The organism is Sporocytophaga myxococcoides DSM 11118 (genome assembly GCF_000426725.1).
Taxonomy (GTDB): Bacteria; Bacteroidota; Bacteroidia; order Cytophagales; family Cytophagaceae; genus Sporocytophaga; species Sporocytophaga myxococcoides.
Window position 1 is genome coordinate 86,531 of the sequence record NZ_AUFX01000014.1, and the last position, 26,590, is coordinate 113,120.

The window sequence follows — 26,590 nt, forward strand, 5'->3', positions numbered from 1 at the left end:
GAAAGAAAATCTTACTTTTCTTTTGAGTAGTATTTTTTAATTTATTAATTTAGAACGTTTTAATAACCTAAATTTTTATAATAATGAACAGATTCGAACAACTGAAAAATCTTGTGATGTCGCTGGAAGGTGATTTTGCGAAATTTTATGAAAAAGAAAATGCAGCAGCAGGGACCCGTGTAAGGAAAGGTATGCAGGATCTTAAAAATTTAGCTCAGGAGATTAGAGTTGAGGTTCAGGATAAGAAGAATACTGAAGAACAATAACAAAAAAAGAGGCTGAAATTCAGCCTCTTTTTTTGTTATTTATTAGTTAACTTCGTTTATCGCCTGTAAAATACGGTCTCTGAGATTTTGAGAAGCTTTTACCAACGGCAGTCTTACATTACTTTTGCAGATACCCTTACGCTCCAATACTTCTTTAATTCCTACTGGATTCCCTTCTTCATACATCAAAGGATTAATTTTCCCAAGTTTAGCAATCACTGCTTCAGCTTCGGTATGTTTCCCTTCAGAGGTATACTGAATTGATTTTTTGAAATGTGCTGGAAATGCATTGGCTAGCACTGAAATAACTCCAACACCACCAATGGCGCCGAAACTTGCTGTTGTCATATCATCACCGCTAATAAGCAGGAAGCCTTTAATGCTTTTATTAGCTATTTCTTCAGCTTGTTTCAAATCGCTGTTAGCCTCTTTGATCCCAATTACATTTTTAACATTGGAAAGTCTGATAGTTGTTTCCGCTGTCATATTGATTCCTGTTCTGCCAGGAACATTATAAAGAATTACTGGTACAGGAGATGCCTCAGCTATTTTTTTATAATGCTGATATATTCCTTCCTGAGAAGGTTTATTGTAATAAGGACAAACTGATAGGATCGCGCTAATTCCCTCGAAATTCGTATTCTTTATTCTCTCAAGAACTTCTTTAGTATTATTACCACCTATGCCGAAGACAACTGGAAGCTTGCCCTTGTTTTCTTTGAGTACAAAATCTAAGATTTGTTTTTTTTCATCCTGACTGGTTGTTGGAGATTCACCTGTGGTGCCATTTACCACTAAATAGTCTCCTCCATTCTGACTTACGTGATCGAGTAGTTTTTTTAATCCGTTAAAATCAATACTATCGTCATCACTAAACGGCGTTACAAGTGCTACTCCGGTCCCCGAAAAAATACTCATTTTTTAACTCCTGAATTTTTTTGTACAAACTTCCATTAATCTGATCAATGCTTCAATGCCTTCTCCTTTTTTTAATTCGGCCATTACTTCCAGAATATTTTTATTGTTTTCTGAAAAGATTCCGAACCGGCATTTTGCTTTGCTTGCAGATAAAATATTTTCGAAAGGCAAAAATGGTGAAATATTAATAGAATATAAATAGTCGAATTCGGTTTTTATAAAATTATTTATTTTCTCGTCCCGATAAGTACCATTCCATTTTATTTCACTAAATGAAATTCTTGTAAAAGGAAAATCAAAGGCACAATTATTGGTCATTGAATTGCAGATGATTACTACTTTTTTCCCCTCTTTAATCAGACTTTTCACAAATTGAGATATCAGCTCATTGCCTTTGGGGTTTTCGTTGCTGATAAGAATCCCGACCGTTGAAGATTCTTCATAACTCAGACTTTCCCTTTTGGCTTTGTTATTTTTTCTGTTGTAATAAGTTCTAACTCTTAAAAAAAGCTTTTTAATCATCTTTAACTATTTTAACATGTTTGTAAATTCATCTTCGGAAATCATTTGAATACCAAGTTTTTGTGCTTTTTCAAGCTTGGACGGCCCCATATTCTCTCCGGCAATCAGGAAGTTTAGCTTGGCTGAAATACTGGAGACTACCTTGCCACCATTTTTTTCTACTTTTTCCTTAATGCTGTCCCGGCTGAAATTTTGGAAGACTCCTGAAATAACAAATGTTTTTCCTTCAAAAATATTGCTTTCGAATTCAATTACTTTCTTTTGAGCTTCCATCTGAAGTCCGGCTTTTTTTAACCTTTCGATAAAAAGTCGGTGTTCTTCCTGTGCAAAATATTCTACTACTCCTTGTGCAATTTTCTCTCCTATTTCAGGAACTGCTCTCAGCTCTTCAAAAGAGGCATTTGCCAGTGCATCAATATTACTAAAATGATCTGCAAGTTTTTCCGCGACAGTATTCCCTACATATCTGATACCTATTCCAAACAATACGTTTTTGAAAGGAACTGTTTTGGATGTTTCTAAGCCTTTTATAATATTATTAGCAGACTTTTCACCAAATCTCTCAAGACTGCAAAGTTTTTCAAATGTTAAATCATATAAGTCTGCAGGATCCTTCACTAAGCCTTTGGCATAAAGCTGATCCACAGTCTCAGATCCAATCCCTTCTATATTCAGAGCTTTTCGTTGAATAAAATGTTCAAGTTTACCTTTAATCTGAGGAGAACATCCTTTCTCATTAGGACAGTAATGTACTGCTTCTCCTTCTTTTCTGATAAGTGGTGTACCGCATTCTGGGCAATTATTAATATATTCAATAGGGATACTATTTTCTGGCCTTAAACCCAGGTTTACTCCTGTAATCTTAGGTATAATTTCCCCACCTTTTTCTACAAATACGGTATCGCCGATGCGTAGATCAAGTCTTTTAATTTCATTGGCATTGTGTACTGAAGCTCTCTTTACTTTTGTACCTGCCAATTGTACGGGAAGTAGGTTCGCAACCGGCGTAACGGCTCCTGTTCTTCCCACCTGATATTCTATGGATTCAAGCAATGTACTTGCGGTATCTGCCTTATACTTATATGCTATTGCCCATCGCGGACTCTTTGCAGTGTAACCAAGTATCTCTTGCTGTTTATAATCATTTACTTTTATAACAATACCATCAGTGCCAAGCGGAAGTTTGAATCTTTCTTTTTCCCACTTGTTTATATAATTCATTACCTCGCCGATGTCTTTACAACGGGCATAAGAATCTGATACATTGAATCCCCATTCCTTAATTCTTATTAAGGCGTCGTGGTGAGATTTTATATTCAGATTTTCTCCTAATAAGCCATATACGAAACAGTCCAATTTTCTTTGCGCGACAACAGTTGAATCTTGCATTTTGATTGTACCTGAGGCTGCATTTCTGGGGTTTGCAAGTAGAGGTTCTCCAATATCTTCTCGCTCTTTATTGATTTTATTAAAGGAGTCAAGAGGAAGGAATACCTCACCTCGAACTTCAAAAAGGGGAGGTATATTGTCACCTTTTATTTTTAACGGAATGCTTCTTATTGTTTTAACATTGGCAGTAACGTCATCTCCACGAACTCCGTCTCCTCTTGTAGTTGCTTGTTTAAGGATGCCGTTTTCGTAAGTTATACTCATTGCCACTCCATCAAATTTAAGCTCAGCTATATATTCGAAATTTGTACCAATTGTCTTCTTGACCCTGTTATCAAATTCAATAAGTTCTTCCTCAGAATAGGTATTGCCTAAGGAGAGCATTGGATAAACATGGTAAACAGTTTTGAATTCTTTGGTAATAGTACCACCAACTCTTTGGCTGGGCGAATCTTCTTTTTTAAATTCGGGATGTAAATCCTCTAGTTTAATTAACTCTTCAAGTAATTTGTCAAATTCAAAATCTGAAATCGCAGAGGTGCTTTGCTGATAATATAAATCATTATAGTAATTGATCTTTTCTGTAAGCTCTTCTATTCGTAGTTTGGCTTCTTCTCTGGTCATCTATTATTAAATGAATTGTTTTTAAATTTTTCTAAGTTATAATTATACAAAAATAAACCGGGAATAGGCATTTTAAAAAAATATCACTGTTAATCAACTAATAGTTTTTCAGATAAGTAATTGATTATAGTGATTTAAAGGATTTTCAATGGTAATTGATATAATTAATATAAATAAAGTTACATTTTAAAATTTATTGTGATGGGAAATATTAAAGTACACGAGCTGATAGAAAATCGTTGGAGTCCAAGAGCTTATCTATCAAAAGAGGTGGAGAATGAAAAACTTCAAAGGATCTTTGAAGCTTCCAGGAGAGCGCCTTCGGCAATGAACGAACAGCCTTGGAGGTATGTCGTCGGATTAAAAAAAGATGTCAATGTATGGAAAAGCATAGCAGATAGTTTGAATGAAAGCAATCAGATTTGGGCTCAACATGCTCCGGTTTTAATTCTGACTTTAGTCAAAAAACATTATACCCGAAATGGTTCTGAAAATACCAGCAGACATTATGATCTTGGGCAATCAGTGGCATATCTTTCTATTCAGGCGACAAACGAAGGCCTATTTTTACATCAGATGGGAGGTTTTTCCCGTGAAAAAGCAATTGAAAATTTACAGATTCCAGAAGAATTCGAACCTGTGACTGTAATTGCTTTGGGCTATAAGGGAGATCTTAATTCTTTGCCTCCAAATTTGCAGGAACGTGAAAAGCAAATGGTAAATAGGTTTCCTATCAATGAGTTAGTCTTTTCCGGATGGGGCGAAAAGCTTTTTGAATAGGGAAGGCGGTTAACAAAATTAAAATCTCTCTTGTTATATTTTAAAAGTTCTTAAACAAAATCACAGGAGGGTAACGATGATTTTCGATATAAAGCATGATGGGAAGAGTCAGAAATTCTTTATCGTTATAAATGGAAAGGAATGCAATTTAAAGTATGAAAAACTTTCCGATCAGATTTTTGAGGTCAAACAAATGTTTGTTCCAAAAAATTTGAGAGGCCAGGGAATTGCAGGTAGAATTGTGGAATTTTCTCTAAATTTTGCCAAAAAAAATTTTATTAAGATAAGAACGTCTTGTTCCTATATTCACAATTTCATAGAAAAAAGAAGAGAGTTTAAGGAGTTGTTGGTAACAGCGTCCAAAGAGCCTGCCGTAATTTAATAACCCTGGTTAATCTTCAAAAATCAATCAACTTCATCCTGATTTTTCAATTCAGAAAATATTTATTAGTAATTTCGTTTAGATTACTAAAATATGGATTGACAAATCCGGATGAAGATGTTTTGGAAAAAGTGTGTTAGAATAATTAAACTGACTGTGATTTTTTTTCTGGTCAGTACCTTGTTTTCTGTTATTATGTTAAGATTTATTCCCCCAATAGCAACACCATTAATGATCATCAGGTGTGGTGAACAGATCTGGAATGGTAAATCTCTAAAACTTAAAAAAGACTGGGTATCTTTTGATCAAATCTCTCCTAATTTAAAAAGGGCTGTAATTGCATCAGAAGATCAGCGATTTATGGATCATTTTGGATTTGACTTTGATGCTATAAAAAAGGCTATGAAGTACAATAAAAAAGGGAAGAAAAAAGTAGTAGGTGCCAGTACAATTAGTCAGCAGGTTGCAAAAAATGTTTTTCTCTGGCCTTCCAGATCATGGTTAAGAAAAGGGTTTGAAGTTTATTTCACTGTTCTTATAGAAATATTCTGGAGTAAGGAAAGAATACTTGAAGTTTACCTTAATATTGTAGAGCTGGGTAATGGAATTTATGGCGCAGAGGCAGCTTCAAAATACTATTACAGTATCAATGCAAAAAAACTTTCAAAAGATCAGGCGGCCTTATTAGCAGCAATATTACCAAATCCCTTAAAATGGTCTCCAACCAAGCCTTCAATGTATATTTTAAAGAGAAGAAATTGGATTAGACAGAATATGGCAAGAATGGGAAAGGTCGAGTTTTCCTGATATAATGGCAAAATTCCTTTCAATAAAAAGGGTTCGAATATTTATCCGAACCCTTTTTTTTATTTTAGTATTTAATATCAATCTATTTTTTTCATAACCAAAGCTGTTCTGTTGGTCAGGTAAATACTTAATGACTGGAATTCATCAGTTTCATGGATAAAATCCGTATCAACTCTTCCAAATCCACCAAATTCCTTTTCATCTGAATTTAGGATGATTTTATACTTACCCATTTCTGGAGCTCTGAACCGATAACCAAAAATAGAATTTCCAATACTGAAGTTAAATATAAATACAAGGTTATTTCTTTCGAATATGATGACCTTATTCGCAGAGTCCATATTGATTTGTCTTCCGTTTAAAGCGGAAACAATATGGTTTTCTTTTATGCAATGAACCATTGCCCTATCAAAGTTTGCAAGGTATTGGTATTTCAGATTTTTGCTGTCAACCAATGTCCATTGTCTGCGAGCGTATTTGTAACTCCAGTTGTTTCCTTGTCTAGGAAAATCTATCCATTCTGGGTGACCGAATTCATTTCCCATAAAGTTGAGATATCCTTCTCCTCCCAATGATATGGTGAATAAACGGATCATTTTATGAAGGGCAATCCCTCTGTCAATAACTACATTAGGATCATCAACCAGCATATGGAAGTACATCTCCTTGTCCATAAGCCAGAATGCAAGTGTTTTGTCACCAACAAGCGCCTGATCATGAGATTCTGCATAAGCAATTGTTTTTTCCTTCCATCTACGGTTGCTTAATACTGACCACATTTCATTAATGTCCCAGTCTTCGTCAGATTTCTCCTTTAATATTTTTATCCAGTAATCCGGAATACCCATTGCAAGTCTGTAATCAAAACCAAGGCCACCTTCTTCTACTGTTCTGCAAAGGCCAGGCATTCCACTCACATCTTCTGCTATAGAAATTGCATTCGGATTTACTTCTTTAATTAATTCATTAGCTAGCTGCAGATAGGTGATGGCATCCCATTCTACATCATTTTTAAAATATTTGTCATAATGATCGAAGGAGGTAGAGCCATGATGAAAGTATAGCATTGATGTAACGCCATCAAATCTAAACCCATCAAACTTGTATTCTTCCAGCCAGAATTTAACATTGCTTAGCAGAAATTGCTTCACTTCCCATTTTCCATAATCAAAGATTTTGGAGTCCCATCCTTCATGATAACCTCTTCCTCCGGAATGGAAATACTGATGATCCGTTCCGTCGAATTCATTAAGTCCTTCAGAAAGATTTTTTACTGCATGAGAATGAACAATGTCCATAATAACGGCAATTCCCAACTCATGTGCTTTACCAATAAGGTATTTTAGATCCTCAGGATTTCCAAAGCGAGAGGAAGCTGCAAAAAAGTTAGATACGTGGTAGCCGAAAGACCCATAGTATGGGTGTTCCATTACTGCCATCAACTGAATTGCATTGTATCCATAGTCCTTAATTCTAGGAAGCACTTCATCGGCAAATTCGATATAAGTCCCAAGCCCTTCTTTTTCCTGAGCCATTCCTACATGGGCCTCGTAGATTAAAGGTTCATTGAGAACATCCTGAAGATTCAGGTTGTATGGCCCCCATTGGAATGGAAAAGACTCAAACCAAAGCTGTCCGCTAAAGTCATAAGTCTGGGGATCCTGAATGACCTTTTGCATATAGGCAGGAATTCTGTCCATCGCGCCATTATTGGCTACTATGTGAACTTTAATCCTGCTTCCATGAACAAAAGTATCTTTATATTGATCATAAGGAAGAAAAATTTCCCAATCTCCTCTAGGATTCCTAGTAAGAGAATGAGAACCTCTGTTCCAATGATTAAAGTCTCCGGTTAAGAACAGCTGATGAGCTTTAGGGGCCCATTCTCTGTACCACCATCCGTTTTTTTCATTATCAAAGTTAACCCCATAGTATTTATGAGCGTCAGCAAAATTGCTAAGGCTACCGTATGCCTTTTGAATTTCACTCAAAGCATTATGAAATCGTTCAAGACGAGCTTCAACGTCATGATTATAGGGTTCCAACCAGGGATCGTCCTGGATAAGAGGCAGTTTTTCTTTTTCCTTCACTGTGATATAAAAAAGTTATGTTAGCTTAATAATACACGCTATAACTCTAATATAAAAATTATTGTTTAGAGAATTTGATAACTTCTTTAATCAATAATATTTAACTCATCTTCTGAGGTGCCAATTCTAGCAATAAGTAATTGTTGAGTAATTGCTGAAGAAGCTACTAATGGTCTCTTGTGAAGATTGATAGATTTTCTGATATATCGGATATCTACCTTTTTGGTTGTCTCTTTATCTACGGTTTTTACACTGTCTGCATTCAGAGAGTCTTTTGGAGTAGGGTCTGGTATGGATCTTGAACTTAATGTGTCTGTTTTTTTCTCAGGCAATGGCCTGTTCACTTTATCTGTTTGTCCATTATATGGACTGCAGGCAAATACATTTCCCAAAAAGAAAATTAAAATGAAGATATTCAATTTAATATGTGACATAATTCCCTCCTTGAAATGGTGCTGTATTAGTTTAAAACAAAAACTATGCAGTTTGTTTAATCAAAAAGGGTTTCGAAAAATGCAAGTTGGATTTAACTAATATTTAATTAGGAAAATCAGTAAGTTATGTTAAGTGGTAATGAAATAATCAGTGAAAAAAATTATTCTACATCTTCAGATAAATTATTTAGGTGAAGCTCATTTACTGAAAGTGTCTCTGAATCTACATCCATTACAAAAGACTTGTATTTACCGTCTTGTTGTTTAAATCGAATAAGACAACGTTGGTTTGTTTCCCATTCAAAGTTGACAGTCTTTTCGTTTAGATCAGAAGAATAAATTTCAGTGGACGGAGCTTCAGATAATTCCATTCCTTTCAAACCAAAGCGCACCGTGAAAGGATCAACAAGATTGGGCTTTATACCTGAAATAAAAATAGAAAGCGAGCCATCGGGAGAGGATGAATAAATACTCATTTCTTTCTTGCCTGTGCAGGAATAAAGCGCAAGTGAGACTAGAAAAGAAATAAGAATCTGTTTCATTTAAGGAGGTGTGTAAATTGATAATCAAACCTAAATAAAATGGTAGTTAAACACAAGAATATAATAAAAAAAAAGATATGCATATCACTTACTTTCAGTGGTTAAATTTAGAATATAAAGATTGGGATAGTGAAGCTTCATTTTAAAGATAACTTCATTCAGATTTTGTTTTATCATCCTGGACTGTATCTTTAAATTTTAGAGATGAAAATGAACTTATTGGACACAAACCTTATTTAAATTCAAGTGCTATGAAAAAGATATTTTGGGTATTATTCTTTCCTGTCGTCCTTTTGTCAAGCTTCAAGCCAAAGGAAACGACTTTGGAAACTAACAAAGGAGTTAAGGAGGCGGCACCTGATTTTACCCTTACTGATATTAATGGTAAGAAAGTTTCATTGAGCGACTTTAAAGGAAAAGTAGTTTACATGGATGTCTGGGCTACCTGGTGCGGTCCTTGTATGGAGGCAATTGCGTTGTCACATGAGCCTAAACAGGAATTCCTCGAGAATCCCGATGTAGTTTTTTTGTATATTTCTATTGATCGTGAAAAAGATAAATGGAAAAAAGTCGTTAAGAGAAAAGGAATTGAAGGAATTCACGTTCATTCTTATGAAGGAAACGAGGGGGAAATCATTGCTAAATATGGAGTTGTTTCAATTCCCCGCTTTATCCTGATTGATAAAAATGGAAATATTGCGGATCCGAATGCCAAAGCTCCTTTCGAAGACGGTTGGTCAGAGGATATTAAAAAATTACTTACACAATAGTATTGGTATTGACTAAAAGACATTTTAAATTGGGTTCTTTTTAGAACCCTTTTTTGTATGATTAGCTTTAAAGACAAAAAGATTAAATTCCTTTGGGTAGGATTTTGGAGCTTGGCTCTATTCATTGCATTATTCATTTTCTCTATTTCCATAAACCTTTTCGGTTTGTTTGGTAAAATTCCTTCTCTGGAAATTCTTGAAAATCCAAAAAGTGATCTGTCATCAGAAGTTTATACTGAAGACCATGTGCTGATGGGAAAGTATTTTAAGTTTAATAGATCAAACGCAGATTACAAAGATCTTCCTGTTGATTTGGTTAATGCTCTGATTGCTACGGAAGACGTTCGTTTTTACAAGCATTCTGGGGTCGATTTTAAAGGTACTTTTGCTATTTTTCTCTATGCAGTTACATTTCAGAAAAGGGGCTCGAGCACTTTGAGTCAGCAGTTGGCCAAAAATCTTTTCCAAATGAGGCAGTCAAAAGAATATCAGGGCCCTCTGAGCAAGTTTATGCCAGTGGTGAAATTCAAAGAAATTATCACCGCGACCAGACTTGAAAGAGCCTACACAAAGCAGGAGATTTTGAATATGTATCTTAATACTGTGGAATTCGGCAATGGGACTTATGGAATTACATCTGCTGCTAAAAAGTATTTCAATAAAAAAACATCTAAACTTAAAACCGAAGAAGCAGCCATGCTTATAGGTTTGCTTAAAGGACCAAGTGTTTATGATCCAATCAGAAAGGAGGAAAAAGCACTGAATAGAAGGAATACGGTTCTAAGTCAGATGGTAAAATACAATTATCTAAGTAAGGATCAGTTTGAAAAGCTTAAGCAGACCCCTCTTGCATTAGATATTACCTATGAAAACCAGAATACTGGTCTCGCGCCATACTTCAGAGACTATGTAGAGGATTATCTCGTTAATTGGTGCGATGAGCACGGGTATAATCTGTATGCTGATGGTTTGAAAATTTATACTACCATTAATTCAAAAATGCAGACCTATGCAGAAGATGCTGTTTCAAATCATATGACAGCACTTCAAAAGGAGTTTTTTGCAGAATGGAAAGGCAAAACTCCCTGGGCTTCAAATAAACTTGATGATAAAAAGTTTGTAGAGAGATTTGCTAAAAGATCTGAAAGATATAGAGTTTTGAAAGCAGAGCTGGGTAATAATCCAGAGCTGATTTTCAAAGAAATGAACAAGAAGGTTAAAATGAAAATCTATACACTTAAAGGAACTCGGGATACTACTATGAGCCCAATGGATTCTGTTAGGTATTATCTTCATTTCCTTCATACAGGAATGGTTAGTATGGATCCTCATAACGGTCAGGTTAAAGCCTGGGTAGGAGATGTTAACTTCAGATATTTTAAATATGACCATGTTAAAAAAGGAGCAAGACAACCAGGTTCTACATTTAAGCCACTACTTTATGCCTATGCGATAGAGGAAAAGGGGTTAACTCCTTGCTCTAAAGTGCTGGACACACAGGTTCCATTCACAATGCCCGATGGAAAAGTATGGATTCCCAAAAACAGCAATAACAATTATTCTAATGACTATATGACTTTGCGTCTTGGAATGGCAAGGTCTGTAAATACTATCGCTGCATATCTTATGAAACTAAGCGGTCCGGATTCTATTGTTGCTTTTGCGAAACGTCTTGGTATATCTTCTCAATTGGAAGCAGTTCCTACACTTGCACTTGGAACTAGCGACGTATCTGTTTTTGATATGACTCAGGCCTATTGCGCTTTCGTAAATAATGGCTATAGATATGAACCATTGATGATTACGAGAATTGAAGATAAATATGGCAATGTTCTGGAAGAATTCAGAAATATTCCGCAGCAAGTTATATCTTCTGAAACCGCAGCCTCTATGGTTTATATGCTTAAGGGATCAGCTGAAGAAGATGGAGGTACAGCTAGGGACCTTGTAAGGAAATTTAATATAACAAGTGAAGTAGGAGGAAAAACCGGTACCACTCAAAACTCTGCAGATGGCTGGTTTATGGGAGTATCACCGGATTTGGTCTCGGGTGTGTGGGTTGGCGCTGATGATAAAAATATTCACTTCCCTGATATGAGATTTGGACAAGGAGCAAGAATGGCATTACCAATCTGGGGACTTTATATGCAAAAAGTATTTGCAGATAAGAATCTTGGAGTAAAAACGAAGTTTGAAATCCCCGAATCTCTCAATGCTTCTTTTGATTGTGAATCTGCTACCGATGAGGTGGATTCCACGATAGTAGATTTACCGTCTTCCTTTGATTAACAGAAGCACGAAACACTTTATTCCTTTGTTTTCTTGATAAGATAAAGGAATAAAGTTATGCCGGAATTACCAGATGTTTCTATCTTCAGAGATTATTTTGATAAGACAACTCTTAATAAAAAGATTGAAAGAGTTGAAGTTTTTGAAAAGCGTATTCTTAAAGGAATCTCCGAAAAAGAATTAAACAAGACCCTGAAGGGCAAATCATTTAAAAATTCAGATAGGTACGGAAAACATCTCTTTACAGAAATTGGCCCTGAAACCGGTCTCGATATTCATTTCGGTATGACAGGTGACCTGGAACTCATTGATGATCTTTCTAAAATTCCTCCATATACAAGATTACTTTTTATTTTCCAGGACGGAGAAGGGTTAGCTTTTGAAGATCAAAGAAAATTCGGACACATAAGTCTTGTCCGTAGCCTTGACGACCTGATATCCCAAAATAATTTAGGAAAAGACGCCCTAAATATTAAATCTGAAGAGTTTCATGACATAATTCATAAGAGGAAAGGAAAGATCAAATCTATCCTGATGGACCAGTCATTGATTTCGGGAATTGGAAATGTATACGCAGATGAAATACTTTTTCAGGCTGGTATTCATCCGGAATCAAAAGGAAGTCGAATACCTGAAGATAAAATAAAGAAGTTGTTTTCTACAATGAATAAAGTCTTGAAGACAGCTATAAAATATGAGGCTCACAGAGAAGATTTTCCAACTAAGTTTTTAATCAATCATAGAAGAGAAAATGAAGATTGTCCGAGTAAATGCGGTAAAATTAATGTAATTAAAATAAATGGCCGAACTACTTATTTTTGCGAGGCTTGTCAAGAGCTTTATTAGGTAACTTTCTTTGAACAATTAAATATTCAAGATTGCCAAAAGAAAATGTATCTGGTTGCTCTATACTTATATCATTGATCTTTCCTGACCAAGTTTCTATAACATCATGTTGGGTATTGAAAGGTCCTTTATCAAAATCAACAGCTCGAATAGTTATTTTATCATCGGGTGCGCACATAAAATAATTTGATTGGAAGGCCTTTGTATATTGAGTTACATTTTTTATTTCCGGACTGTGATAAATATAGTCATCACCGCATTGAATATCCCAGAAAAGATCAGGAAACCCTGTACCTCCAAAGGCATAGTCATATTTGGAAGGATCACAAACATTCGTATTCAGTTTAAATTTTAATACTTCAATAGAAGTGTTAATGAGCTCAGGGGCATTTATTTGAAATTTAATTTTCTTTGATGCTACAGGTTTATGCGAAAAATACTCAACTTCTTTAAGATCGCTTTTCAGGCTATCTTGTTTAAACCGGACTGGAATAGCTTCAAATTTCAGGTTAAGTTCATGTATTCCTTTTGACAGTTCCAGAGATCTAAGAGGAATAGAGTAATTGAGAATTCTATTACCTTCTTTAACAAGCAGAAATTCATCATGCAAGCTTAGAAATTTTTCTGAATAATAATTTATTGGAGATGTGTATGTCTTTTTACCTGAGCACGATAAGGAAATGTATAGAGCTTCAATTCCTTGATTTTTTACTTCTTTCCAAAACTGATCTGATAAATCAACTTTGAAGTCAACTTCTATCACTTTAGCCTTTTCATTTGTAACAGTGTCTAAACTCTGGATAAAAAAAATGAGGCCATTTTCAAGAGAATCTATTGTAGAATATTTAATACCAGAGGATTTCAACTGTGCGGGTATCTGGTTATCATTAGATTCATGGTGAGAAGCTTCCTTACAAGAAGGGGATATGAAAATAAAAAGTAAAGCTGTTAGGTTAAGTATTAAATTTTGTTTCATTGAGTGTTCCACTCTCTTTTATTGGTTAATTACTAATTTATTTTTGCTAATAAATTAATTTTCTAGAAAATTTTACTAAAAATATTAGCTTAGTTTAGTTTTATGATGTTTATTTGCTAAAAAACATCGTATTTATGTTAGTCTCTGCTAAAAAGGGTTTTAAATTAAAATATTTTTTACGTAAACCCATACCCAATTCGAGATTCATCCAAGTGAATTACCTATTAGAAGATAATACGGGATTTTTCATTCATGGTGAAAAACTGATCGAAAATAAAAGCAGTTTGAGCAGAATGATTAGCAATGTATTACAGGATATCAATATTTTGATTTAATTAGTGGATATAATTTGAAAAAACATGACTCTGATCAGTGACAATATTAAGCATTTAAGAAAACAAAAAGGATTTACACAGGAGCAATTGGCTGAAAAAGTGGGAATAAAAAGGTCTTTATTAGGTGCTTATGAAGAAGGACGGGCAGAACCTGGTTTGTACAATCTCATCATGTTTTCTAAAATACTTGAAGTGTCGGTAGATGCCCTTATTAGTGGGGATTTAAAAGATCCGGAAAGCTATAAGCAAGTGATGCAGAAAGATATTGAAGCAAAAAAATTAAGGGTGCTTTCAATAACTGTAGATAAAAACGACAATGAATCAGTTCCTATGGTTCCTCAAAAAGCGGCTGCTGGATACCTCAATGGTTACGCTGATCCGGAATACATTGGAGATCTTCCCAATTTTTATCTCCCGAATTTTAAAAATGGGACCTTTCGTGCTTTTGAAATTTCAGGCGATTCAATGTTGCCCCTTGTCTCAGGTACCATTATTATAGGTCAATATGTTGATAACTGGAATTATGTCAAAGATGATCAGACTTATATTGTTGTGACTTCAAAAGAGGGTATCGTCTACAAAAGAGTCCTTAACCAATTAAAAACTAAAGAGGTATTTCTATTATCATCAGATAATCCTGTTTATAGTCCTTATGAAGTACATCCAGATGACATACTTGAAGTATGGGAGGCAAAAGCATTCATCAGTACGGAGTTTCCCAAACCTGATATGTCAATAGAAAAGCTTGCTCATATGGTTGTAAATATGAAAGAAGAGCTTAAAAATTTGAAGAAGTAAGGTACCTTACTTCTTCGATATTTTTTCAAACATTTCTATTAGTTTTGAGACACTTTTATCTTTATCTGAAAGATTGATTACTCCCTCATTTGCTTTGAACCAAATACCTTCTCCAATATTAATATAATACCCCTCAGCTTTGCCGGGAGTAGGAAGGCTGTTCTCATAAACGTATTCAGGGAGATAAACTGTTTGAAGCGTATTTTTGAGGTCTTCCCATTTCAATTCCACAACCTTTTTCTGATTGTTTTTTTCTATTTCGGCTATAAATTTTCGAGTTTTAAATTCGGGTTTAAGATTGACCGTGACTAGATCCTGGGGGAAGTTCTTTATAAAGTTAATTTCTAAATTGGCTTCCTTACCTGATGTTTCATAAATGGCTTGTGTCACTTCTTGAATGAAATAAGCCCATTCATCAATATTCTCAGGAGATCCTGATATGATTTTGGGAGCTTCAATCAGTACTTTTATTTCTGATTCCTCTTTAGCGAATGTGGATTTGTTGATTAGAGTCTGAATTGGAGCAATCCACGCGGAACTTAAACTGCCATTCCAGTTATAATCATCGTTCAAACTGAATCCTTCATCTAAAATTTCATCTTCTGCGAGTTCTTCACGTCCAATATATTTAATATTAAATTCAACTTTGAGCAGATTATTTGCGTTAATAAATTTCAAATTAATGGTGTTGGCGTAAGGGGGGTAAAGTTCAGAAGGTGTAAAATTTATTTCAAAACTGTGAAAGTTATTCATATTTGATTTGTTTTTTTAAATTTTATAAATATTTTTCAACGCAAATTAGTACAAACGTAAATAATGAAAGGTTTAAAAAGTATTATCTGTGATACAATATTAGGTGAAACAGGTATTAAGTTGACAGCCAAGGATTTGGGTATTAAGTTCGAAGCTGATGGTGTTATAGTGAAGCTTTGGGATTTCGAAGTGCTTAAAATGGCTATTCATGGCCACAAAGATACAGATACTGCTGAATTTGCTGAAGATTTATTAGATGCTCTTTTTGAAGAATATTATGACTTCAGAGAGAAGGTAATAGAATTAAAGCTGGAAGATTTGAATCAGCGTTGGAGACCTTTGATTATTGAAACAATTACCCCAATTTTAAAGAAGAACAAGGTAAGTCAAAGTGTACTGGATGTGTTGGATTATGAGTTTGTAGATATGGGTTATGTAAAAACCCCTTATTCTAACCCAGATGAAGAGGAGTGGGGGTTCCCAATTTTTGCTCTGAGAATTACGGATTTTGAAGATCTTGAATATTTGCACACTATTGATGCTTATTCTGATTTACAAAAATTTGACTTTGATGGTCTTGTGAAAGATTTTCTGAAAAAGATAAGATAATATTAGGGTACAATAAAACTAAATAAACCTGTTCTGTGTAATCGGGGCAGGTTTATTTGTTACATTTAACTGTCTTTAGCTTGTCAATTTTTCCTGATGCTGTGTATTCAAAATTTTGACAAAATTTTAAATACCTTGGAACTTCATATTTGGGCAATTCTTTTTGTAATAATTGAAGTATTTCTGATTTTGAACTTTCAAAGCCTTCATAATAAAAGGCCAAGGCTTCTCCCAGCTTTTCATCAGATTGTTTAGCTAAAAAGAAATTTCCTCCAAAATTTCTCTCTTTCAGGATTCTGTTAATTTTATCTTCAATGGATTCTATCTGAAGTTTAATTCCACCTGAATTTATAATATTATCAATCCTCCCAAGCCATGTGAATTCTCTTTCAGAATGAAATTGAACAAGATCATTGGTCGTAATCCATTGATTCTTGGTTACAATACCTTTAATTTCCAAACAGCCCCTCAAATCTAATCTGGTCTCTATATCTTCAAATACATTAAAATAATCTGATTGCTGTGGACCATTTAATAATTTTAAAGCTATATGGCTTACCGTTTCTGTCATCCCATAAGTACTGTATATAGGCACATTTAAGGTTTGAAGCCGGGCTTTCAATGTTTCTGAAACTGCAGCTCCACCTACAATAACAGCTTTTAACTTATTTAGCCTTGCTGAGCTTTCAGGATTGTTCAAAATTGTTTCCAGCTGGAGCGGAACTATGGCTGTAAAATCAAATTCAAAATTATTGGGAATTGATTTAAAGGGATCTGAAACAGGAGGAATAATATAGGAATTAAACCCTTCTACCAATGTTCGGACAAGCATCATTTTACCACCAATCATATTCGTATTGATGCAAACTAGGGCCCTGTCGCCGGATTTCAGTTTAAGTGCTTTTATTGTGGCCCTTGCACTTGCTTCCATTTGTACTCTGCTTATTTCAATGATTTTAGGCTCTGAGGTAGAGCCTGAAGTTTGAAGAAAAAATATATCTTTATTATCCCACCAGTCCCTTAAAAAAGAGATTGTTGTGGATTCATATTCATCGGAGGAGGTGAAAAGATCCAGCTTTTCTAATTCAATTTTTCGATTATTCAGATAGATATCCACTTTGTCAGTACTAAAGTTTTTTAAAAGGATCTTGTTTACAAGTCTTTCAGTATATCTAAAATAAAATACCCGTTGTAAGTCAAAAAAAATTACAAGTACTTACTTCCCATATTTCTCTTTAATCTTCTGCTTAAAGAAATTGAAAATTTTAGTATTGTTATCTATACTGGTTTCTATTTCTAAAATCTTTGATTTACCAGAACTCGCTAATAGCTTTGGCAAGGTAGTCTTCAGAGATTCACTGTCGTTGCTGTATAGGTATTCAAGATTAAATTCTTTTGCAATATTATCAGCTTTCAGAGTTTGATTGGTAATAAAATAGTCAGACGCTTCTTTCAGATTTTTAGGGCCATCAATCATGTTAAAGATACCGCCACCATGATTATTTAGTAAAACAATCCTTAAATTATCAGGCATGTAGTTATTCCAAAAGGCATTTCTGTCATAAAAAAAAGCAAGGTCTCCAGTTATAAGAAATACCAGCTTTTCAGTTCCTAAAGCATTGCCAACAGCAGTGCTGAGCACTCCATCTATTCCGCTTGTACCTCTGTTTGCTCTTACAATAGTTCCCGATTTGATAAAGCTTCCAAAGTAATTCGCATATCTAACAGGCATACTGTTGGATAAATGAAGAATATTTTCACGAGATAATTTTTTTATGACTTCAAAAGCTGCTTCAAATTCGGAAAATTCAGTTGGTGAATGAAAGAAGTTTTTAAGAAGGGTCAAACCTTTCTTATCCATATCAATCCAATTCTTCAGCCATTCATCGTTTTTCAGGTCAGCTTTAAATGTATGAAAAAAAGATTTCGGTTCAACAGGAATAATATGCGAAAGACTTTGATAGGTGTCAGCACCTTCCCCGGAAGGATCTATATGCCAATGATGTTTGGGTTTGTATTTTCTTAGAAAAGATTTCAGACTTTTAGATAGTACTGATTGTCCAAATGTGATAAGCAAATCTGGTGATAGCTTTTCTAATGCAGGTTCTCCTGAAAGAATTATATCAATGTTTTGTATTGCATTCTTACAATGAAGATTGGCAATAGGTTCAGCCCATAGGGGAATTCTATGATATTCTGTAAATTCAGATACTGCAGTATTCAGTTCTGTATCATTATTGTTTTGGCCGCTTAGCAATACTACTTTCTCACTTTGATTAAATAATTGTGTAAGTTGTTGCAGACCTAATATGTCAATTTCAGATTGAGCCTTTACTTTTTCAATTATTCTAACAGCAGAATATTTTACATCACTGCTGTTTTTAGGATAAAATGGCTCGCGTAAAGGTATATTAATATGTACAGGGCCTTTAGGATAGGACTCAGCTAAGTTTATAGCCTCAGAAATACTTCTTTGAATATGCCAGGCCGAATCAGGGTTTTGATGATCTGTTGGAAGCTGGAAGAATCTTTTTACATGGCTTCCATAAATATTTTGCTGTCTGATAGTCTGTCCGTCTTGCTGATCCACCCATTCCGGAGGTCTATCAGCAGTCAGTATTATCAACGGTATTTGTTGGTAAAAAGCTTCAGCTACAGCAGGGGAATAATTAAGTGAAGCAGTACCGCTTGTACATAAAAGCCCAACTGGTTTTTGGGTTTCAAGAGATAAGCCTAATGCAATAAATGCTGCCGATCTTTCATCTGTAATTGTCCTGCTAGTCAAGCCGGGGTGGTTGACTATGGCTACAGTAAGCGGAGCACAGCGAGAGCCGGGTGATAATATAAAGTTATTAAGACCTTTTTTAGAGCAGATTTCTGCAATATTATAAATTGATTCCACAAGTATTATTGAAGATGATCAAAAAGCGATTCTAAAGTGTACATTTTATGATTGGTTTCTTCCAATTCATTGGCAGCCACTGAATCTTTTGTAATACCGGCACCTGCAAAGAAGGTCACTTTCCCTGATTGAATTTTGCAGCATCGGATATTTACATAAATACTAGTTTCGTTATTTATTTTGATTGGTCCAAGAAACCCTGTAAATAGTTCTCTGTCATAATTTTCCACTTCTTTTATGAAATTCATGGCAGGCTCTTTGGGAGTGCCACATACAGCAGAAGTAGGGTGAAGTAGTTTTAACATGCTGAATAAAAGATCAGGGAACGGAACTTCATTGATATTAACAGTAAAATCTGTTCTCAGATGAAAAAGATTCCCCGCCTGAACAGTCCTTGGTCCTTCATCATCATATTCCCGTAGTCGGATAGATTTAAAACAATTGATGATGTACCGACTTACTATTGCCTGCTCTTCAATTTCCTTTTGTGTCCAGACAACTTCATTAAGTTTTTGAATGCTGGTTACAGGTTTGGTTGCAGCTAAAGCTATTGTTTTGAAGATATTATCTTTGGAAACACTGATAAGCAATTCAGGAGTGGCTCCAATCCATGTTCCCAATGTCGGATGACTTACCAGGGAAGTGAACGCCTGAGGATGTTTTTGGCAAAGCTGAAGATAGAATTGAAAAGGATTAAATCCAGCAGGAAGTTCTTTCTCTTTTGATCTGGAAAGGACAATTTTCTTAAATTGTTCTTTTTGAATTTCTTCAACAGCTTTTTCTACCTGTGTTTTGAATTCCTGAGGCTGACTTGTATGTGACCTTTTCGAGGTAAGTTTTTCCTGATGGATAGACGTAAACTCATTGTAATGATATTCGAATTTATCAGCCAGATCAATATTGGGAATATTATTTACTTGTATTTCGCTTTCAGAAGAATTGAAATAAATGTCAGGTCTGATCAGAATAGTTTCTTTTAAGTCCGGGTTGATAAATGGACTTAAAAGAAATCCAGGTTCAATGTTTTCATTAAACTCAACTTTATTAAGAGTTTCTGAAAAGTCAATGATGATGGAAATATCATTCCTCCCTGGTTCTCTCCATACAGCGACAGCAAGTCCAAGGTTAAAAGAAGCGGTGAATAATCGCTCCAGTGTTTCTTCAACCCGATCAAAACTTTGAATAAAGTCAGTGCGGGTACTCAATCCCTTCATCCGATAAGTGTATTTTACTTTTTTGGTACTATGGCAACAGTTAGTCTGCTGATACAAACTAATTCTTTTTTTTCATTTTCAATTCTGATATCCCAGATGTGTGTATTTTTCCCAAAGTGAATAAGAGATGCTCTGCCATATACATAGCCGCTACGAACGCTTTTAACATGGTTTGCGTTGATCTCCAGGCCAAATGGAGAAAATTGTTCAAGATTCACACATGATGCCGAACCGATGGATCCTAGTGTTTCAGCAAGTACAACTGACGCTCCTCCGTGCAGAAATCCCATTGGTTGATGGGTACGGTTATCTACGGGCATTTTGCCAATGATATAGTCTGCACCGACTTCAATGTATTCAATCCCTAAATACTCTACCATTGTATTTTTAGATAGATTATTAAGGTCTTGAACAGTAATGTTGGGATTAATCATTATTTTGCAATACTATATTAAGTACAAAAGTAGAAGAAAATTGAAAACGAAAAAAATTTACCTTTTAAGACATGGCCAGACAGATTATAATCTGAAAGGAATTGTTCAGGGGAGTGGAGTAGATACAGATCTGAATGAGACGGGCCATAATCAGGCAAAGGCATTTTATAATTCATATAGAAATGTTCCGTTTGATAAAATTTATATTTCTGCGTTAAAACGAACCAAACAATCCGTTCAACCATTTATAAATCTGGGTATTTCTTTTGAAACATTGAAAGGACTCAACGAAATCAACTGGGGCAATAAAGATGGCCAGATGATAAGTGTTGATGAAAATACACAATACTGGCAGCTGGTAAAAGGTTGGAACTCCGGAAATTTTGACCTCAAAATGGACGGTGGCGAAAGTCCTCGTGAAGTCGAGAAAAGACTTTTAGATGCATGGAATCACATTATTTCTAACGATAAAGAAGAAAATGTTTTAATATGCATGCACGGACGGGCTTTGAGGATTTTACTTGCATCCATACTGCACAATGATTTGAGTAAAATGGAAACATTTGAACATCATAATCTTGGCTTATATATCCTGACTTATTCCGGCGATACAGGGCTTGTGATTGAAAAATCAAATTGCATGGAACATTTGAAAAATTTATTTTGTTAAAAAAATCTGATATACATATATTTCCAAAATATGACTATTCGTTCATGTAATGTTTTTCATTCATGAATAGAATTTTTTCGTATTAGCAAAGAAAAGATTGAAATTATAATACCTAAATACCATAAATGTTAGCAAAAGTAAAATTCATCGACGTTAAGAAAACTGGTTTTTTTTCTACCGTCAGAGAAAGAGTAGATAATTATTTTACAGAGAATAATATCTCGAAGACAGGTAACACTGCAATGTATTTTAAAACAGTGTTTTTTTTGGGAGGGTTAATGCTTTTCTATGGATTAATAATCTCAAATCAATTCGGACTTATCACTATGTGGGTGCTTAGCGCACTGCTAGGGATGTTTGCTGCATTTATCGGATTTAATATTTGCCATGATGCCATTCATGGGTCTTATTCTACCAATACCACGCTTAATAAGGTTTTAGGTTATTTATTTAACCTCATAGGTGCCAATGCTTATTTGTGGAGTATAGCACACAATGTAGTGCATCATACCTATACCAATATTCACGGTCATGATGAAGATATCGAAATCGCTCCCGGCCTTATCAGATTAAATCCTGAAGAAAAAGCGAGTAAGATACAAAGATATCAGCATTACTATGCCTTTTTTCTTTATAGTCTTGCAAGTCTTTCATGGGTAATGAGAAAAGATTATATCAAATTCTTTAAAAAGAATATTGGAACTCACGTGAATGACCATCCCAAAAAAGAATATGTAAAGCTGTTTTTGTTTAAGTTTTTATATTATGTTGCCTTTATAGTTCTTCCACTTGTATTGGTTGATATTACGTGGTGGCAGTTCATTATAGGGTTCTTAACTATGCACTTTGCAGAAGGACTTGTACTAGGTCTTGTATTTCAACTTGCTCACGTGGTTGAATTAACAGAGTTCCCTGATCCAAATGAAGATGGAAATATTGAAGAAGCCTGGGCAGTTCATCAAATGCGTACAACTGCGAATTTTGCAAGAAAAAGCCCTATAGCTTCATTCTTGTGCGGTGGATTGAATATGCAGGTTGAGCATCATTTATTTCCTAAAATTTGTCATATTCATTATCCGATAATTTCTGAGATAGTTAGAGAAACAGCTATTGAATTCGGTATTCCTTATCACGAATATCCAACTTTTGGAGAAGCTTTGGTGTCACATTTTAAGGTTCTGAAACGATTTAGCAGGCCGGAAATGGAAACAGCGGTCTAAAAGAATGAGGTTAAATCCCTAAGAAATATTGATTTTAAGAAAAATATCCCCACTCCTTTATATTTTCAGGGTGGGGATAGTACTTTTTGCGTTTTATTTTTAAATTTGGTCCGTTAAAAACTTGTTTTGAAAGGTAGTTTTACCCTATAATTACAGTTTAAGTTAATTTCTAAGCATTAATTAAACAATTGCATTTAGTACAATGGCTGAAGTGATCAGAATGCCCAAGATGAGTGATACCATGACAGACGGTGTTATTGCTACGTGGCATAAAAAAGTAGGAGACAAAGTAAAGTCCGGAGACGTACTTGCTGAGGTTGAAACTGACAAGGCTACAATGGAGCTGGAATCTTACGAGGATGGTACACTTTTATTTATAGGTGTAAAAGAAAAAGAATCAGCTCCTGTGGATGGAGTAATTGCTATCATTGGAAAAGATGGAGAGAATATCGACGGGCTACTCAGCAGCGTGGGTAAAGGTGGTGCAGCTCCTGCATCAGCTCCTTCAGAAACAAAAACTGAGCCTGCTCCTCAGAAAGCAGCAGCTAAAGTTGATACATCAAATATTAATGCTGAAATAATCAGGATGCCTAAAATGAGTGATACCATGACAGAGGGTACCATCGTTGCTTGGCATAAAAAAGTAGGTGATAAAGTTAAATCCGGTGACCTACTTGCAGAGGTAGCTACAGATAAAGCTACAATGGAGTTGGAATCATATAATGACGGCATATTATTATATGTAGGCGTTAAAGATGGAGAAGCAGTTGTTGTTGATGGTGTACTTGCCATCATAGGAGAGCAGGGCGCTGATTATCAGACATTACTTTCAGCTTCGGCTTCAGGTGCATCTTCAGCTGCTCCTGCAGCAAAAGAAGAGAAGAAAGAGAGTGCAGCTCCTCAGGCAACAGCACAGACATCTTCAGTTTCCAGTGGAGATCACAGATTGAAAGCTTCTCCTTTGGCTAGAAAAATTGCAAAAGACAAAGGTATTGATCTTAAGCAGGTTCACGGTTCAGGAGAGTTTGGCAGAATAGTTAAAAAAGACATTGAGAGCTTTAAAACTCCTGCAGCTGCACCACAAGCTACAGAAACTAAAACTGTTTCTGCTCCTGCATATGTAGGTCAGGAAAGTTTTGATGAGGTTCCTGTTTCTCAAATGAGAAAAACGATAGCCAAGAGACTTGGCGAAAGTAAATTTGGTGCTCCTCACTTCTACCTGACCATGGAAGTAAACATGGATAAGGCTATCGAAGCCAGAGCAAGCATCAACGAAGTCGCTCCTGTTAAAATTTCCTTCAATGACATGGTAATTAAAGCTACGGCAGCGGCTTTAAGAAAACATCCTAAAGTAAATTCATCATGGTTAGGAGATAAAATAAGATACAATCACCATATTCATATTGGTGTTGCGGTTGCGGTAGAAGAAGGTCTTTTAGTACCTGTTCTAAGATTTGCGGATAATAAATCATTATCTCAAATTGGAACAGAAGTAAAAGAGTTAGGTGGAAAAGCTAAGAATAAAAAACTATCACCAGCTGAAATGTCTGGGAATACTTTCACTATTTCTAATCTGGGAATGTTTGGTATTGAAGAGTTTACAGCAATCATCAATCCTCCTGATGCAGCAATTTTAGCAGTAGGAGGTATTAAGCAACTTCCAATTGTTAAGAATGGTGAAATAAAAATTGGTAACGTGATGAAACTTACATTATCATGCGACCACAGAGCATTAGACGGAGCAGTTGGTTCTGCTTTCCTTCAAACTCTAAAAGAATTCTTAGAAGATCCGGTCAGAATTCTGGTTTAGTAAAAAATAATAGAATAAGCCTCTCAACAACCGGGAGGCTTATTTGTTTATAAGAGTGTAGTGCGTTTAAATTTTTTAAAGATTTTTAAGTAAAATGGAAAAAATTAAATCAACAACTGTAATTTCTGTAATTCATAAAGGGGAAGTTGCAATCGGAGCTGATGGACAGGCAACACTTGGTAATACAATAGCCAAAAGTAATGTTAAGAAAATCAGAAGGTTATTTGATGGAAAGATTGTTTGTGGCTTTGCAGGCAGCACTGCGGATGCTTTTACATTACTTGAAAGATTGGAGGAAAAGCTAAATTCCTATGGGGGAAATCTTAAAAGAGGGGCAATAGAGCTTGCAAAAGATTGGAGAACTGATAGATACCTTAGAAAATTAGAAGCAATGCTTATTGCAGCTGATAAAGATGAAATTTTGATTATCTCTGGAACTGGGGATGTAATTGAACCTGACAATCAGATTGCTGCAATTGGTTCAGGGGCAATGTATGCTCAATCTGCAGCATTGGCTTTAAAAAAACATGCTGCTCATTTATCTGCAGAGGAAATAGTAAGAGAAAGTCTGAATATTGCAGGTGATATTTGTATTTATACCAATCATAACTTAATAATCGAGACGATTAAGCAATGATTCAAATGTTGCACAATCCCAGATGTACCAAGAGCAGACAGGCTTTGACTATTCTAACTGAATCCGGTGAAAATCCTCAAATAATAGAATACCTGAAAAATCCTCCTACAATCGAGGAACTGCAGGATATTATAATCAAGCTTAAAATAAAACCTGAAGAGTTGATTAGAAAAAAGGAACCTCTTTATATTGAAAATTATAAAGGAAAGTCCTTCACCGATAAGCAGTGGATTAAAATTTTATCAGAAAACCCTGTCCTTATAGAGCGTCCAATTTTAATAAAAGGTAATAAAGCTGTGATCGGCAGGGAAGAAGCTAAAGTGAGAGAACTACTGTAAAATCTTTCATTCCATGCGATATCAAATGAGTTAATGTCTATATTAAATCCTCATTTTTTACTATATTCAGTAAAATTTGAGTATTAATGAGAGTACGCGTAGCATTGACAATTTTATGTCTTCTGTCATGTTTCAATACCTTTGGACAGATTGTCCCTCCCGAAAAAAAGAAATTTAATATAGGAATTTATGATGGAATAGGAGGCGTTAATTTTTCCCCTATTCCAGCTGCTGATTTTCATGCTTTCAATACTACTCTAAGATTGGCTCCTGGGAACGACTATTGGGCAATTGGTATTTATCAGGAAATTTTACCATTATCTAAAGTGTTTTACAACTGGAAATGGATTGTCAGTGCAGGGTATGGATCAAGAAAGGAAGAGGGGCTTTTCTATGGAGGAGGCCCAACAGTAATTTCTAAAGGTAATTCTCTTATTCTGCTTACAGGATTAAAGGCTTATATCGGATCCAGATTTTATTCCCAATTTCAGTTGGGATACATTAATACACACTATAAAACTGAAAATTTTCCTGATAAACGAGAAAATGGAATGTATTTCGAATTTGGACTTGGGGTAAACATTTTCAAAAGCTTTAAGAAAAAGGCTGTTTAAATGAATTTTCTAGGGCATTTATATTTGTCAAGGAGACATTCTGATGAAATTATTATAGGGAATTTTATCGCGGATGGAGTTAGGGGAAAGGAATTAAAAGGGCTCCCTCCCACGGTTTTTCAAGGTATAAAGCTTCACAGAAGTATTGATGACTTTACTGATAAGAATTTCTGGGTAAAAAAGAGCAAACAAAGACTTTACAGTGAGTATGGAAAATATTCTCCTGTAATTGTTGATATTTATTATGACCATTTTTTAGCAATAAGCTGGGAAAAGTATTCCCCCGAAATCTCCCTCAAAGACTTTGCTCAGGCTTCTTATGATTTGCTAGAAAGCTATCCTCAGTATCTGACGAATAATGTTAAATTCCTGCTGACTCATATGAGAAATCAAAACTGGCTTTACAATTATTCAGAAATAGAATCGCTAGAGAAAACTTTTGAGGGAATGTCCAGACGCGCCACATTTAAATCCAAGATGGAGACTGCCTGCAATGCTCTTGTAAAGGATTATGAATTTTATAAGGAAGAGTTTGCTGCTTTTTTTCCGGAGATTATAAGGTTTGTCGAAGAAATGGAAGTTCAGGAATAATACTGAATTTTTGAATGTTTAGAATTTTTT

28 protein-coding genes are annotated in these 26,590 nt (G+C 35.1%); 16 read left to right on the top strand and 12 right to left on the bottom strand.

The window, feature by feature from the left end; all coding sequences use genetic code 11:
- Positions 1-83 precede the first annotated feature (83 nt).
- Positions 84-266 (top strand): hypothetical protein, encoded by a 183-nt coding sequence (locus tag K350_RS0117285; protein ID WP_028980973.1) that lies wholly within the window; start codon positions 84-86, stop codon positions 264-266.
- A gap of 42 nt (positions 267-308) precedes the next feature.
- Here the strand turns inward: K350_RS0117285 and dapA are convergent, their stop codons facing one another.
- Genes dapA through ligA form a run of 3 tightly spaced genes read right to left on the bottom strand, consistent with a single transcriptional unit; the run spans position 309 to position 3,719 of the window.
- Positions 309-1,184, bottom strand: a complete 876-nt coding sequence (gene dapA / locus K350_RS0117290) for a 4-hydroxy-tetrahydrodipicolinate synthase (RefSeq protein ID WP_028980974.1) — start codon at positions 1,182-1,184, stop codon at positions 309-311.
- Positions 1,185-1,187: 3 nt separating this feature from the next.
- Positions 1,188-1,706 carry a DUF6913 domain-containing protein gene (locus tag K350_RS0117295; RefSeq protein ID WP_028980975.1) on the bottom strand — a complete coding sequence of 173 codons (519 nt, stop codon included), beginning with the start codon at positions 1,704-1,706 and terminating at the stop codon, positions 1,188-1,190.
- Positions 1,707-1,712: 6 nt separating this feature from the next.
- Positions 1,713-3,719, bottom strand: a complete 2,007-nt coding sequence (ligA, locus tag K350_RS0117300) for an NAD-dependent DNA ligase LigA (protein ID WP_028980976.1) — start codon at positions 3,717-3,719, stop codon at positions 1,713-1,715.
- Positions 3,720-3,920: 201 nt separating this feature from the next.
- Between ligA and K350_RS0117305 the strand changes: the two genes are divergently transcribed.
- The 3 genes from K350_RS0117305 to mtgA all read left to right on the top strand — a co-directional run bounded on the left by K350_RS0117305 (position 3,921) and on the right by mtgA (position 5,688).
- Complete coding sequence (locus tag K350_RS0117305) at positions 3,921-4,499, top strand: nitroreductase family protein (protein WP_037576194.1); 579 nt, start codon at positions 3,921-3,923, stop codon at positions 4,497-4,499.
- Between the two features lie 76 nt (positions 4,500-4,575).
- Positions 4,576-4,881, top strand: coding sequence for a GNAT family N-acetyltransferase (locus K350_RS0117310; protein ID WP_028980978.1), 306 nt, complete (start codon positions 4,576-4,578; stop codon positions 4,879-4,881).
- A gap of 117 nt (positions 4,882-4,998) precedes the next feature.
- Positions 4,999-5,688: a monofunctional biosynthetic peptidoglycan transglycosylase gene (mtgA, locus tag K350_RS0117315; RefSeq protein WP_342665055.1), complete on the top strand. Its 690-nt coding sequence runs from the start codon at positions 4,999-5,001 to the stop codon at positions 5,686-5,688.
- 77 nt (positions 5,689-5,765) lie between these two features.
- On the opposite strand, the gene K350_RS0117320 is transcribed toward mtgA, so the two are convergent.
- From K350_RS0117320 to K350_RS0117330, 3 genes are all read right to left on the bottom strand, one after another.
- Positions 5,766-7,778 carry an alpha amylase C-terminal domain-containing protein gene (locus K350_RS0117320; RefSeq protein ID WP_028980980.1) on the bottom strand — a complete coding sequence of 671 codons (2,013 nt, stop codon included), beginning with the start codon at positions 7,776-7,778 and terminating at the stop codon, positions 5,766-5,768.
- A gap of 86 nt (positions 7,779-7,864) precedes the next feature.
- Positions 7,865-8,212, bottom strand: a complete 348-nt coding sequence (locus K350_RS0117325; RefSeq protein ID WP_028980981.1) for a hypothetical protein — start codon at positions 8,210-8,212, stop codon at positions 7,865-7,867.
- A 161-nt stretch (positions 8,213-8,373) separates the two neighbouring features.
- Positions 8,374-8,754 carry a hypothetical protein gene (locus K350_RS0117330; protein ID WP_028980982.1) on the bottom strand — a complete coding sequence of 127 codons (381 nt, stop codon included), beginning with the start codon at positions 8,752-8,754 and terminating at the stop codon, positions 8,374-8,376.
- A gap of 251 nt (positions 8,755-9,005) precedes the next feature.
- Here K350_RS0117330 and K350_RS0117335 point away from each other — a divergent pair, with 251 nt between their 5' ends.
- Genes K350_RS0117335 through K350_RS0117345 form a run of 3 tightly spaced genes read left to right on the top strand, consistent with a single transcriptional unit; the run spans position 9,006 to position 12,659 of the window.
- Positions 9,006-9,524 (top strand): TlpA family protein disulfide reductase, encoded by a 519-nt coding sequence (locus tag K350_RS0117335; protein WP_028980983.1) that lies wholly within the window; start codon positions 9,006-9,008, stop codon positions 9,522-9,524.
- A 57-nt stretch (positions 9,525-9,581) separates the two neighbouring features.
- Entirely contained in the window at positions 9,582-11,813 is a 2,232-nt protein-coding gene (locus tag K350_RS29360) for a penicillin-binding protein 1A (protein WP_037576197.1), read from the top strand.
- A gap of 57 nt (positions 11,814-11,870) precedes the next feature.
- Positions 11,871-12,659, top strand: a complete 789-nt coding sequence (locus K350_RS0117345) for an Fpg/Nei family DNA glycosylase (protein WP_028980984.1) — start codon at positions 11,871-11,873, stop codon at positions 12,657-12,659.
- On the opposite strand, the gene K350_RS0117350 is transcribed toward K350_RS0117345, so the two are convergent.
- Positions 12,622-13,635, bottom strand: a complete 1,014-nt coding sequence (locus K350_RS0117350) for a hypothetical protein (protein WP_028980985.1) — start codon at positions 13,633-13,635, stop codon at positions 12,622-12,624. The genes K350_RS0117345 and K350_RS0117350 overlap by 38 nt on opposite strands.
- 359 nt (positions 13,636-13,994) lie before the next feature.
- Here K350_RS0117350 and K350_RS0117360 point away from each other — a divergent pair, with 359 nt between their 5' ends.
- Positions 13,995-14,768 (top strand): XRE family transcriptional regulator, encoded by a 774-nt coding sequence (locus K350_RS0117360; RefSeq protein ID WP_028980987.1) that lies wholly within the window; start codon positions 13,995-13,997, stop codon positions 14,766-14,768.
- 6 nt (positions 14,769-14,774) lie between these two features.
- On the opposite strand, the gene K350_RS0117365 is transcribed toward K350_RS0117360, so the two are convergent.
- Positions 14,775-15,521, bottom strand: coding sequence for a hypothetical protein (locus K350_RS0117365; protein WP_028980988.1), 747 nt, complete (start codon positions 15,519-15,521; stop codon positions 14,775-14,777).
- A gap of 63 nt (positions 15,522-15,584) precedes the next feature.
- On the opposite strand from K350_RS0117365, the gene K350_RS0117370 reads away from it, so the two are divergent.
- Positions 15,585-16,130 carry a hypothetical protein gene (locus K350_RS0117370; protein WP_028980989.1) on the top strand — a complete coding sequence of 182 codons (546 nt, stop codon included), beginning with the start codon at positions 15,585-15,587 and terminating at the stop codon, positions 16,128-16,130.
- 52 nt (positions 16,131-16,182) lie between these two features.
- Here K350_RS0117370 and K350_RS0117375 read toward each other — a convergent pair whose 3' ends face one another.
- From K350_RS0117375 to K350_RS0117390, 4 genes are all read right to left on the bottom strand, one after another.
- Positions 16,183-17,247, bottom strand: coding sequence for an AMP-binding protein (locus K350_RS0117375; RefSeq protein ID WP_051313260.1), 1,065 nt, complete (start codon positions 17,245-17,247; stop codon positions 16,183-16,185).
- Positions 17,248-17,346: 99 nt separating this feature from the next.
- A complete protein-coding gene (gene menD / locus K350_RS0117380; RefSeq protein WP_051313262.1) occupies positions 17,347-19,032 on the bottom strand; it encodes a 2-succinyl-5-enolpyruvyl-6-hydroxy-3-cyclohexene-1-carboxylic-acid synthase in 1,686 nt (561 codons plus the stop codon).
- Positions 19,033-19,037: 5 nt separating this feature from the next.
- Positions 19,038-20,246: a chorismate-binding protein gene (locus K350_RS29365; protein ID WP_051313264.1), complete on the bottom strand. Its 1,209-nt coding sequence runs from the start codon at positions 20,244-20,246 to the stop codon at positions 19,038-19,040.
- Positions 20,247-20,260: 14 nt separating this feature from the next.
- On the bottom strand, positions 20,261-20,680 hold the full coding sequence (locus K350_RS0117390; protein WP_028980992.1) for a hotdog fold thioesterase: 420 nt from the start codon (positions 20,678-20,680) through the stop codon (positions 20,261-20,263).
- A gap of 40 nt (positions 20,681-20,720) precedes the next feature.
- Here K350_RS0117390 and K350_RS0117395 point away from each other — a divergent pair, with 40 nt between their 5' ends.
- The 7 genes from K350_RS0117395 to K350_RS0117425 all read left to right on the top strand — a co-directional run bounded on the left by K350_RS0117395 (position 20,721) and on the right by K350_RS0117425 (position 26,560).
- Complete coding sequence (locus tag K350_RS0117395; protein ID WP_028980993.1) at positions 20,721-21,350, top strand: histidine phosphatase family protein; 630 nt, start codon at positions 20,721-20,723, stop codon at positions 21,348-21,350.
- Between the two features lie 125 nt (positions 21,351-21,475).
- Complete coding sequence (locus tag K350_RS0117400) at positions 21,476-22,570, top strand: fatty acid desaturase family protein (RefSeq protein ID WP_028980994.1); 1,095 nt, start codon at positions 21,476-21,478, stop codon at positions 22,568-22,570.
- A gap of 202 nt (positions 22,571-22,772) precedes the next feature.
- Positions 22,773-24,380 (top strand): pyruvate dehydrogenase complex dihydrolipoamide acetyltransferase, encoded by a 1,608-nt coding sequence (locus K350_RS0117405; RefSeq protein ID WP_028980995.1) that lies wholly within the window; start codon positions 22,773-22,775, stop codon positions 24,378-24,380.
- Between the two features lie 94 nt (positions 24,381-24,474).
- Positions 24,475-25,017, top strand: a complete 543-nt coding sequence (hslV, locus tag K350_RS0117410) for an ATP-dependent protease subunit HslV (protein WP_028980996.1) — start codon at positions 24,475-24,477, stop codon at positions 25,015-25,017.
- Positions 25,018-25,022: 5 nt separating this feature from the next.
- The gene (gene arsC, locus K350_RS0117415; RefSeq protein ID WP_245598671.1) at positions 25,023-25,355 is read left to right on the top strand and encodes an arsenate reductase (glutaredoxin); all 333 of its coding nucleotides are present in this window, start codon (positions 25,023-25,025) and stop codon (positions 25,353-25,355) included.
- Between the two features lie 86 nt (positions 25,356-25,441).
- A complete protein-coding gene (locus tag K350_RS0117420) occupies positions 25,442-25,969 on the top strand; it encodes a hypothetical protein (protein WP_028980998.1) in 528 nt (175 codons plus the stop codon).
- Positions 25,970-26,560, top strand: a complete 591-nt coding sequence (locus K350_RS0117425; protein WP_028980999.1) for an acyl carrier protein phosphodiesterase — start codon at positions 25,970-25,972, stop codon at positions 26,558-26,560. It abuts the gene before it with no gap.
- The last annotated feature ends 30 nt before the right edge of the window (positions 26,561-26,590 follow it).

Excerpts from the sequence above, each read along its gene's own strand:
- K350_RS0117285 (WP_028980973.1), top strand. The coding sequence starts at position 84 with ATGAACAGATTCGAACAACTGAAAAATCTTGTGATGTCGCTGGAAGGT.
- dapA (WP_028980974.1), bottom strand. The coding sequence starts at position 1,184 with ATGAGTATTTTTTCGGGGACCGGAGTAGCACTTGTAACGCCGTTTAGT.
- K350_RS0117295 (WP_028980975.1), bottom strand. The coding sequence starts at position 1,706 with ATGATTAAAAAGCTTTTTTTAAGAGTTAGAACTTATTACAACAGAAAA.
- ligA (WP_028980976.1), bottom strand. The coding sequence starts at position 3,719 with ATGACCAGAGAAGAAGCCAAACTACGAATAGAAGAGCTTACAGAAAAG.
- K350_RS0117305 (WP_037576194.1), top strand. The coding sequence starts at position 3,921 with ATGGGAAATATTAAAGTACACGAGCTGATAGAAAATCGTTGGAGTCCA.
- K350_RS0117310 (WP_028980978.1), top strand. The coding sequence starts at position 4,576 with ATGATTTTCGATATAAAGCATGATGGGAAGAGTCAGAAATTCTTTATC.
- mtgA (WP_342665055.1), top strand. The coding sequence starts at position 4,999 with ATGTTTTGGAAAAAGTGTGTTAGAATAATTAAACTGACTGTGATTTTT.
- K350_RS0117325 (WP_028980981.1), bottom strand. The coding sequence starts at position 8,212 with ATGTCACATATTAAATTGAATATCTTCATTTTAATTTTCTTTTTGGGA.
- K350_RS0117330 (WP_028980982.1), bottom strand. The coding sequence starts at position 8,754 with ATGAAACAGATTCTTATTTCTTTTCTAGTCTCACTTGCGCTTTATTCC.
- K350_RS0117335 (WP_028980983.1), top strand. The coding sequence starts at position 9,006 with ATGAAAAAGATATTTTGGGTATTATTCTTTCCTGTCGTCCTTTTGTCA.
- K350_RS29360 (WP_037576197.1), top strand. The coding sequence starts at position 9,582 with ATGATTAGCTTTAAAGACAAAAAGATTAAATTCCTTTGGGTAGGATTT.
- K350_RS0117345 (WP_028980984.1), top strand. The coding sequence starts at position 11,871 with ATGCCGGAATTACCAGATGTTTCTATCTTCAGAGATTATTTTGATAAG.
- K350_RS0117350 (WP_028980985.1), bottom strand. The coding sequence starts at position 13,635 with ATGAAACAAAATTTAATACTTAACCTAACAGCTTTACTTTTTATTTTC.
- K350_RS0117360 (WP_028980987.1), top strand. The coding sequence starts at position 13,995 with ATGACTCTGATCAGTGACAATATTAAGCATTTAAGAAAACAAAAAGGA.
- K350_RS0117365 (WP_028980988.1), bottom strand. The coding sequence starts at position 15,521 with ATGAATAACTTTCACAGTTTTGAAATAAATTTTACACCTTCTGAACTT.
- K350_RS0117370 (WP_028980989.1), top strand. The coding sequence starts at position 15,585 with ATGAAAGGTTTAAAAAGTATTATCTGTGATACAATATTAGGTGAAACA.
- K350_RS29365 (WP_051313264.1), bottom strand. The coding sequence starts at position 20,246 with ATGAAGGGATTGAGTACCCGCACTGACTTTATTCAAAGTTTTGATCGG.
- K350_RS0117390 (WP_028980992.1), bottom strand. The coding sequence starts at position 20,680 with ATGATTAATCCCAACATTACTGTTCAAGACCTTAATAATCTATCTAAA.
- K350_RS0117400 (WP_028980994.1), top strand. The coding sequence starts at position 21,476 with ATGTTAGCAAAAGTAAAATTCATCGACGTTAAGAAAACTGGTTTTTTT.
- K350_RS0117405 (WP_028980995.1), top strand. The coding sequence starts at position 22,773 with ATGGCTGAAGTGATCAGAATGCCCAAGATGAGTGATACCATGACAGAC.
- hslV (WP_028980996.1), top strand. The coding sequence starts at position 24,475 with ATGGAAAAAATTAAATCAACAACTGTAATTTCTGTAATTCATAAAGGG.
- arsC (WP_245598671.1), top strand. The coding sequence starts at position 25,023 with ATGTTGCACAATCCCAGATGTACCAAGAGCAGACAGGCTTTGACTATT.
- K350_RS0117420 (WP_028980998.1), top strand. The coding sequence starts at position 25,442 with ATGAGAGTACGCGTAGCATTGACAATTTTATGTCTTCTGTCATGTTTC.
- K350_RS0117425 (WP_028980999.1), top strand. The coding sequence starts at position 25,970 with ATGAATTTTCTAGGGCATTTATATTTGTCAAGGAGACATTCTGATGAA.